Below are 8,356 nucleotides of genomic sequence, written 5' to 3' on the forward strand. Positions count from 1 at the left end.
AGGTTTTCTGCCGGTACGCGCACGTTGTCGAGGAATACTTCATTGACTTCATGGCTGCCGTCCATCAGCTTGACCGGACGCACCGTCACGCCCGGCGAATTCATGTCGATCAGCAGGAAAGAAATACCCTCCTGCGGCTTGCCCGACGCATCGGTGCGCACCAGGCAAAACATCCAGTTGGCCCAGTGCGCCTGGGTGGTCCAGACCTTCTGGCCGTTGACAATGTAATGCTCGCCCTGCGCATCCGTGCCCCGTTCGGCGCGCGTTTTCAGCGCCGCCAGGTCGGAACCGGCGCCCGGCTCGGAATAGCCCTGGCACCAGAAGTCGTCGCCGTTGTAGATCCGTGGCAAAAAGCGCGCCTTCTGTTGCTGCGTACCGTAATGGATCAGCACCGGGGCGCACATCAAGAGGCTCAATGCCGGCAATGGCGGCGCACCTGCATAGCCGCACTCTTCCTCGAAGATATAGCGCTGCACCGGGTTCCACCCAGTACCGCCCCATTCCACCGGCCAGCTCGGCGCAACCCAGCCTTTGGCTGCGAGTATCCGATGCCAGCGCATGTAATCATCTTTGGACAGGTGGGCATAGCGCGCCACCTTTTGCTTCAGGTCCAACGGCAAATTATCTGCCAGCCAGCCGCGCACTTCATCGCGGAAAGCCAGCTCTTGCTGCGAGTAATTCAGATCCATGACTTTTCCAGTGCACCGGAACGAGAAACCTGCGTTCCGGTGCGACCCTTCATTCCATCTGGTCAATTGCAGCCGGCTTTTGCGGCAAGCCGGCTGCAGCCGATCTACCCGTCAGTCAGCCACTCAGCTGCGGCTGCTGTCAGGCTCGAAGCACGGATAGTTGATGTCTTCCGACAGCTTCTCCCAGCACAGCTTGACCGGCATGTCGATCTTCATGTCATCGGCCGTGACGTTGACGATGTTGCACAGGATGCGCACGCCTTCGTCGAGCTCCACCAATGCCACCATGTACGGCACCCGGTCTTCATGACCAGGCCATGGATTGAAGTGGTTGCTGAAGGTATAGACGCGACCGCGCCCCGACACTTCACGCCATTCCAGGTTGCGCTTGCCGTTGGCCATGCTGACCGGGCGCGGAAAGAATTGCGGCTCGTTGGTGTCCTTGCAGTACTGGATCACCAGCTTGCCATTCTTTGCCGCTTCCCAGAACGGCTTGGTTTCCATGTAGGAATTTACCCGCGGCAGCGGGCGGGGAGTTTTCTTTTCTACGGTGCTCATGACTGCTCCAGGATCAAAACGTTGGACACGCCCCAGTTACGGCCGTAAGGAATCACGCCGATACCGGTGACCATGCAATTGCGCGGATCGGAGACCTGGCGTTCGCCAGCGCCGCCCAACATTTGCCGCACGCCTTCGACCAGGTTCAGGCCGCCACCGGCCAAGCCTGGCTGGCCAGCGGAAATCTGTCCACCGGACGTGTTCAGGGGCAATGTCCCCTTGTAGGTCAAGTCGGTATTGAGGACGAATTCCGCACCTTTGCCCTTCTCGCAAAAGCCGATGTCTTCCAGCGTGATCAGCAAGGCAATCAGGAAGTCGTCATACGGCATGATCATCCGGATGTCCTTGGGCGTCATGCCCGCTTGCTTCAACGCACGCGGACCGGCAACCGAAAAGCCCGACACGGTAATGTCGGCCAGGCGATCGTGGCCTTTGAAATTGACTATCTCGCCATAACCGACGGGATGGCACATTTTGGTCAGGCCCAGGCGCTTGGCGTTCTCGGTCGATGTCACCAGCACACCGTTGGCGCCGTCGCACACCATCACCGAGTCGAGCACGCGGATCGGGTCGGCAACGAACTTGGACTTCAGGTAATCCTGTTCGGTGATCTTCACTTGCAGCTTGTCGACCGCATTCGGATTCATCAGGGCATGGTCACGCTGCGTCACTGCCAGCTTGGCCAGGGCGTTGTCGTCCAGCCCGTATTGATGCTTGTAACGCTGGCTGAGCAAGCCGAAAGCGCCCACCGGACCGCGCAGGCCGACCGGATACTGGAACTCGAAGCGTTGCGCACCCTGTTCTGGCGCCTTGCCCGATGACTGGGCGTCAGACGCCAGCACCAGCACCGTCGTGCACAGGCCATCGCGAATGGCAGCCGCAGCACGGGCGATACCGCCAATGCCGGATCCGCCGCCCAGGCCGTTCAACTGCAGCCATGTCGGCTCGAGGCCAAGCATCTCGCACATGTACATGCCCCAGAACGGATTGGCCGTCTCGCTCATTGTTTCAGCGATTGCCAGTCCGTCGATTTCAGAACGGTCGATGCCGGTCTGGTTCAGGATTTGCTCCAGTACGTCGCCGGCCAGATCGTACGAACTGCGGCCGCCCCGTAGCGTGACCTTGGTCTCGCCATAGCCGACCACGGCAATGTCTTTACCTTTTTTCATATCTCCTCGTCCATTTGGTTCACTTGCTGATTTTGGTCCATTTTCTGTTTCACTGACTGCCTGGTTCAACTTCTGTTCCTGCTCAACTTCTGTTTTCCGGCGCTCTGTTTCCAGATCGACCGGTACCGCCATACATGATTACTCGATCTTGATACCGCGTGACTTGATCACTTTGCCCCAACGATCGATTTCCTGCGAAACATGCGCCTTGAACTGTTCCGCCGTGCCGCCTACCGGCGTCATGCCGACTTTCAGCATGCTGTCGCGCACCTCGGGCAGGGCCATGATGGCGTTGATTTCCCGGTTCAGCTTATCGACAATTTCCGGCGGCGTGCCGGCTTTCATCAGCAAACCGAACCAGGTGCCGCCGATCGCGCCAGGATAGCCCTGCTCGACGAAGGTCGGTACATTGGGCAAGGCCGACCAGCGTTGGCGACTGGGAATGCCCAGCGCGCGCAGGCGACCGCTTTCCACCATCGACAGCAATTGCGGCGACACGCTGAACACGCCAACGTCGGTATGTCCGCCGACCACGGCCGTGGTCAGTGGCGCCAGCCCCTTGAACGGCGCATGCAGCATCTCGATACCGGCAATCTGGTTCAGCAATTCCATCATCAGGTGGGTGCCGGTTGCAATGCCGGGCGTACCGAACGAAAGCTGGCCGGGCCGTGCCTTTGCCCGCGTCACCAGGTCGGCGAAAGACTTGATTTCCGAATTGGCGGGCACCACCACCAGTTGCGAGACATCCGCCAGCAGCACCAGCGGCGCGAAGTCGCGGCGGGTGTCATACGGAAGATCCGGAAACAAGGATGGGTTGGTCGCATGCGGCACCGCCACCAGCAGCATCGTGTAACCATCTGCCGGCTGGCTGAGCAGATATTGCGAAGCCACGCGCTCATTGGCACCCGGACGGGGCTCGACGATCACCGGCTGGCCCAGGCGCGCCGACAGCGTGTCGCCGATACGCCGCGCCAGGAAATCAATCGAACCGCCGGCGGCATAGGCCAGCACGATTTTCATGGGCCGGGCTGGAAATGCCTGTGCCTGGGCTGCTGCCGGCGCGGCAAGTACAAGTCCGGCTGCCAGCAACAGCGCCGTTGAAGCCGCGCGCATTGCGGGGGTCAAGCTGCGTAGCGATGCACTGCATTTCCTGAATAATCCCTGCATCCTGCTTCTCCCTGGTCAGCTATTGGCCCAATGCCGGAATACGTAACGCAAGCTCACGCAACTTCTCAATCCACCTTGATATTGGCGCGCCGGATCACTTCGGCAAATTTGACTGCATCGGCTTTTTGCCGGGCCAGCAAAACATCGGCGGTGGTGCCGATGGTCTCGATGCCGAGCGACTCGAAGCGCGCCTTGACTTCCGGATTGCGCATTGCCGCTGCAATTTCAGTCGACAACTTTGTGGCAATCGTCGGCGGTATGCCGGCCGGACCGTGAATCGCGAACCAGGTGGCGTTGTCGAAACCTGGCACACCGGATTCCTGCATGGTCGGCACGTCCGGCGTGGCGCGTGAACGCTCGCCGGTGGAAACCGCCAGCGCCTTCAATTTCCCGGCGCGGATGTGCGGCAACACCGACGGGCCGAAATCCATCATCGCCTGCACCCGTCCGCCGATCAGGTCGGTGACTGCCGGCACGCTGCCCTTGTACGGCACATGCAGCACGTCCAGTCCCATCTGCTGCTTGAACAATTCAAAATAAATGTGCTGCGCCGTACCCGAACCGGCCGAGCCGTAGGCCACCTTGCCCGGATTGTCCTTCACGTACTGGATGAATTCGCGCACATTGGCCACCGGCAGCGTAGCCGGCACCACCAGGAAACTCGGCAACAGCGCCACCAGCGAGATCGGCGTGAAATCCTTGACCGGGTCGTAAGGCACCTGCTTGTACAGCGTCGGGTTGACGCTGTACAGCGCCTGGGACCCGATCAACACCGTATAGCCGTCGCCCGGCGAGCGCGCCACCATGCCGGCGCCGATCATGCCGGACGATCCGGGCCGGTTCTCGATCACCACCGTCTGGCCCCAAGTCTTTTGCAAATAATCGCCGATGATGCGTGCGAACAGGTCGGTCGTGCCACCGGGCGGATAAGGCGCGATGATCTTGATGGTCCTGGTCGGGAAATCCTGCTGCGCCAACAGCGGCGTTGCCACGCCGGACAGCAGGCCAGCGCCGATAGCGGCAAGTGCAGTGCGTCGTTTCATCGTCTCGATCCCCTCAGGTCGTGGTTTCCAGGAACTTCTCGCGCAATTCACGCTTCAACACCTTGCCGGTACTGTTCTCCGGCAGGGCGCTGACAAAGCGAATGGTCTTGGGCTTCTTGTAACTGGCGATGCGCTCCACGCACCACGCAAGCAGCGCGTCGGCAGCCAGTTGCCGGCCTGGGCGCAGCACGACAAACGCAACCACGGCTTCGCCGAACACCGGATCGGGCACTCCGATCACGGCTGCCTGGGCCACTGCCTCATGCGAACACAGCGCGGCCTCCACTTCCTTCGAATAAATGTTGTAGCCGCCGGAGAGGATCATGTCCTTCTTGCGGTCGACGATCGTGACATAGCCGTCGGCATCGATCTGCGCCATGTCGCCGGTGGCGAACCAGCCATTGCGTACCGATTCGCGATTGGCCTCCGGACGCCGGTAATACTCGCGCATGTTCAGGTAGCGGCCCGGCTCGCCGGTGCGCACCCACACTTCGCCGGGCTCGCCATTGGCGACTTGCTGGCCCTGGTCATCGAGCAGCTTCATTTCGATGCCGGGCAACACCCGGCCCACGCTCGACGCATGGCTGATCTGTTCATGCGGCCGCAACAGCGTGATCACGCCAACCTCGGTCATCGAGAAAAAGGAATACAGCTTGACCGCCGGCAGCCGCGCCATCAGCTCCTGCTTCAGGTCGACTGCAAACGCTTCACCGGTGGCCAGTATTCGCTCCAGCGAAGCAAACTGCTGCGGCGCCTGCACAATCTCGGGCATCAGCAGCCGCACCACGGTCGGAACGATGCCCAGCACCGTAATGCGCTCGGCGCCGATGATGCGCGCCACCTCGGCGGCATCGAAGCGCGGCACGATCACCAGCGTGCATCCATGCACCAGCATGTTGCCCATCCGCGCGAACGCCGTGCGGTGTGCCAAGGGCGTCGTGATCAGGATCCGGTCGTGTTCGCCGAAACCCCAGTACAGCCCATTCATGAAGCCATTCATGATGATGAAGTTGGACTGGGTCAGCACCGCGCCCTTCGGCTTGCCGGTGGTGCCGGACGTGTAGGAAATCATGCAGTCGTCGAATTCGACCGGGATTTCTTGCAGCAAACCACCCGCTTGCTGCAGCATCGCACCAAAGTCGGCTTCGCCGGCGCGCGGCGCACCATTTACCGCAATGCGCTGCAGGCCGGTGCCAGCGCCGGCGGCGCGATCGAACTCGGCGGCATGCTCGCTGCTGACAAAAGCCAGGCGCGGCTGCGCGTCTTCCAGCATGAAGGCGATTTCCGGCGGCGCCAGGCGCATGTTGATCGGCACCGCAATCGCGCCGGCCTTGACGATGCCAAAGAACGCGAACGCAAATTCCAGGCAGTTCGGCAGGTACAGCGCGATCCGGTCGCCCGGCAGCACGCCCATGCGCTGCAGCTCGGCGGCGACGGCATTGGACCAGCGCTCCAGCTCGGAGAAGCTGACGCGGCGATCGCCGCAGACCAGCGCCTCCTTGTCGGGCATCGAGGCCGCATGTGAGGCCAGGTAGGATGCAAACTTCATGGACCTGCTTACCTCCAGGGAACGGCCATCAAATGCGATGGCCCGGCCATTATGCTGCCGTGACGAAAAAATATTAGCACGTTTGTGCGAATTGGCAAACGCATTAAATAAATTCTTCCGTCACGCCGCCGGCCGCTTTTCTTCATCTGCTGCATCCGTTACTCTTCGTGCATTGCGCCAGCTTCCCGCGCCGACAACCACGCCCGCATGAGCACCATCATTCCGAAAGCCCCCGCAAGCGCAGCGCGCCAATCCAGGGCGCCGCTTAAAGCGACACCGCGGCCGGCGCACAGCGTGCGTCCGGGCTCGCTGCGTCAGCAGGATTACCTGCTCGGCGTCGTGTATGACCTGATTTCCGAGCACGGCATCGACGCGCTGACCATGCGACAGGTCGCGCAAGCCAGCAATGTCAGCACCGGCACCATCAACTATCACTTCCAGAACAAGGAAAACCTGGTCATCTCGGCGCTGGAGAATGCCTATCGCCTGCCCAAGGACTGGGAGCAATACCGCGGTTCGCCGGCGGCGCAGTTGCGGCGCATTGCACTATCGTATGTGTTGCGCGCCAGCAGTGACCGCTGGTGGCGGTTCTGGATCAATTACCTGGCTGCCAGCACACGCCATGAGGAAATGCAGGCGCACCAGGAGGTGCGCTTCGACAAGCAACTGGAATTCTGGTCCAACCTGGTGGCTGACGGCGTTGCCAAGGAAGAACTGCGCGCCGGGCTCGATGCGCTCGATACCGCGCGCGAACTGCTGGTGCTGGTGCATGGACTGGTGGCCATGCAATTCATGAAGCCGGATGCGAAGACCCGGGTCTATGCGCGCGAACGGATCAATCGCGGGATTGACGCCCTGCTGCGCAACCCGCCCCAGCTCGGCGATCCTGCGGCCGCACCGGCGCGCTTGCAACCGCGTCGCTGAGCTTTCCGGGATCACCGCAATCCGGTTCAGGCTTGGCCCGTCTGTTCACTGAAGGCCAGCGCGAAGTGACCGCCTGTCACTGGAAAGCCGAGCGGCAAGCCGCTACAATGCTCCCGGTTGACGCTGGCCTGGTCAACCCCAAAAATCAGAACAAAAAAATACAGACACCCATAACCAGAAGGCCATCCATGAAATTACCCCACATCCTGTTGGGCGCAGCGCTGCTCATCGCCGGCATCAGTACCAGTATCGCGCAGACCTGGCCGGACAAGCCGGTCAAGCTGATCGTGCCCTACCCGGCCGGCGGCGGCGTCGATCCGGTCGCCCGCCTGCTCGGCCAAAAGCTGGCCGAACGCTGGAAAGTGCCGGTGCTGGTCGAAAACAAGCCTGGCGCCAGCGGATCGATCGGCGCCGGCTATGTCGCCCAGTCCCCGGCCGACGGCAATACGATCCTGATGTCGGCCACGGCCGAAGTCGTGATCAACCAGTTCATCATGAAAAAGATGGCATACAACCCGGAAACCGACTTGCGTCCCGTCACCCAGGCGATCCGGCTGCCGTTCATCCTGGTGACCCATCCATCCCGTCCGTATTCCAACATGACGGAGCTGGTGGCGTATGCCCGCAAGAATCCCGGAAAGGTCACCTATGCATCGTCCGGCAACGGCACGCCGCAACACCTGGCCGGTGCACTGCTTGAGCAACTGGCCGGTGTCAAGATGACCCACGTGCCTTACAAGGGCGTGGCCCCGGCCGTATCGGACTTGCTGGCCGGCCATGTGGATATCGGTTTCGCCGGCTTGCCTACCGGATTGCCGCACGTGCAGGCCGGCAAGCTCAGAGCGCTCGGCGTATCGTCGCGCACTTCCTCGCCCGCTGCGCCGCAAGTGCCGCCGGTAGCTGCTGCGCCCGGACTCGAAAAGTTCGAGCTGATCCAGTGGTTTGGCGTGTTCGTGCCACGTGCTACGCCAGATACGGTGGTGGTGCGCCTGCAAAAGGACATGGCCGATGTACTGAAGATGGCGGACGTCAAGGAGGCGCTGGAAAAGCAGGGCGCGCAACCCAGCGGCATCCCGACTGCCGAGTTTGAAGCACTGGTGAAGTCCGAGCGCCAGAAGTTTGCCAGCATCGTCAAGTCTGCCAACATCACGGAGTAAGCGGGCGCTGGCCAGCGCCAGCCCGTCACCGTCATGCAGGATAGTCCGGGCCCTGAATCCGGACTATCCCTGCCCGGTGCAAGCCTGCAGTCACGCTGCG

8 protein-coding genes are annotated in these 8,356 nt (G+C 61.5%); 2 read left to right on the plus strand and 6 right to left on the minus strand.

The window, feature by feature from the left end:
- The 6 genes from Q7T64_RS01840 to Q7T64_RS01865 form a co-directional block, all read right to left on the minus strand.
- A partial coding sequence (locus tag Q7T64_RS01840; protein ID WP_304790213.1) for an acyl-CoA dehydrogenase family protein occupies positions 1 to 689 on the minus strand: 689 nt, incomplete at its 3' end.
- Positions 690 to 812: 123 nt separating this feature from the next.
- Complete coding sequence (locus Q7T64_RS01845) at positions 813 to 1,247, minus strand: Zn-ribbon domain-containing OB-fold protein (protein ID WP_304790216.1); 435 nt, start codon at positions 1,245 to 1,247, stop codon at positions 813 to 815.
- On the minus strand, positions 1,244 to 2,416 hold the full coding sequence (locus Q7T64_RS01850; protein ID WP_304790219.1) for a thiolase family protein: 1,173 nt from the start codon (positions 2,414 to 2,416) through the stop codon (positions 1,244 to 1,246). The genes Q7T64_RS01845 and Q7T64_RS01850 overlap by 4 nt, the downstream gene beginning before the upstream one ends.
- Positions 2,417 to 2,554: 138 nt before the next feature.
- The gene (locus Q7T64_RS01855) at positions 2,555 to 3,529 is read right to left on the minus strand and encodes a tripartite tricarboxylate transporter substrate binding protein (RefSeq protein ID WP_304790222.1); all 975 of its coding nucleotides are present in this window, start codon (positions 3,527 to 3,529) and stop codon (positions 2,555 to 2,557) included.
- A 119-nt stretch (positions 3,530 to 3,648) separates the two neighbouring features.
- Entirely contained in the window at positions 3,649 to 4,626 is a 978-nt protein-coding gene (locus tag Q7T64_RS01860; RefSeq protein WP_304790226.1) for a tripartite tricarboxylate transporter substrate binding protein, read from the minus strand.
- 13 nt (positions 4,627 to 4,639) lie between these two features.
- Complete coding sequence (locus tag Q7T64_RS01865) at positions 4,640 to 6,175, minus strand: class I adenylate-forming enzyme family protein (protein ID WP_304790229.1); 1,536 nt, start codon at positions 6,173 to 6,175, stop codon at positions 4,640 to 4,642.
- 207 nt (positions 6,176 to 6,382) lie between these two features.
- Between Q7T64_RS01865 and Q7T64_RS01870 the strand changes: the two genes are divergently transcribed.
- Positions 6,383 to 7,099, plus strand: coding sequence for a TetR/AcrR family transcriptional regulator (locus Q7T64_RS01870; protein ID WP_304790232.1), 717 nt, complete (start codon positions 6,383 to 6,385; stop codon positions 7,097 to 7,099).
- Positions 7,100 to 7,287: 188 nt separating this feature from the next.
- Positions 7,288 to 8,256, plus strand: a complete 969-nt coding sequence (locus tag Q7T64_RS01875) for a tripartite tricarboxylate transporter substrate binding protein (protein WP_304790235.1) — start codon at positions 7,288 to 7,290, stop codon at positions 8,254 to 8,256.
- Positions 8,257 to 8,356: the final 100 nt, after the last annotated feature.

Origin of the sequence: Lacisediminimonas sp. (genome assembly GCF_030645335.1) — a bacterium.
Classification (GTDB): Bacteria; Pseudomonadota; Gammaproteobacteria; order Burkholderiales; family Burkholderiaceae_D; genus Lacisediminimonas.

Coding starts and splice junctions, on each gene's coding strand:
- Q7T64_RS01850 (WP_304790219.1), bottom strand. CDS start 2,416: ATGAAAAAAGGTAAAGACATTGCCGTGGTCGGCTATGGCGAGACCAAG.
- Q7T64_RS01845 (WP_304790216.1), bottom strand. CDS start 1,247: ATGAGCACCGTAGAAAAGAAAACTCCCCGCCCGCTGCCGCGGGTAAAT.
- Q7T64_RS01865 (WP_304790229.1), bottom strand. CDS start 6,175: ATGAAGTTTGCATCCTACCTGGCCTCACATGCGGCCTCGATGCCCGAC.
- Q7T64_RS01860 (WP_304790226.1), bottom strand. CDS start 4,626: ATGAAACGACGCACTGCACTTGCCGCTATCGGCGCTGGCCTGCTGTCC.
- Q7T64_RS01875 (WP_304790235.1), top strand. CDS start 7,288: ATGAAATTACCCCACATCCTGTTGGGCGCAGCGCTGCTCATCGCCGGC.
- Q7T64_RS01855 (WP_304790222.1), bottom strand. CDS start 3,529: ATGCGCGCGGCTTCAACGGCGCTGTTGCTGGCAGCCGGACTTGTACTT.
- Q7T64_RS01870 (WP_304790232.1), top strand. CDS start 6,383: ATGAGCACCATCATTCCGAAAGCCCCCGCAAGCGCAGCGCGCCAATCC.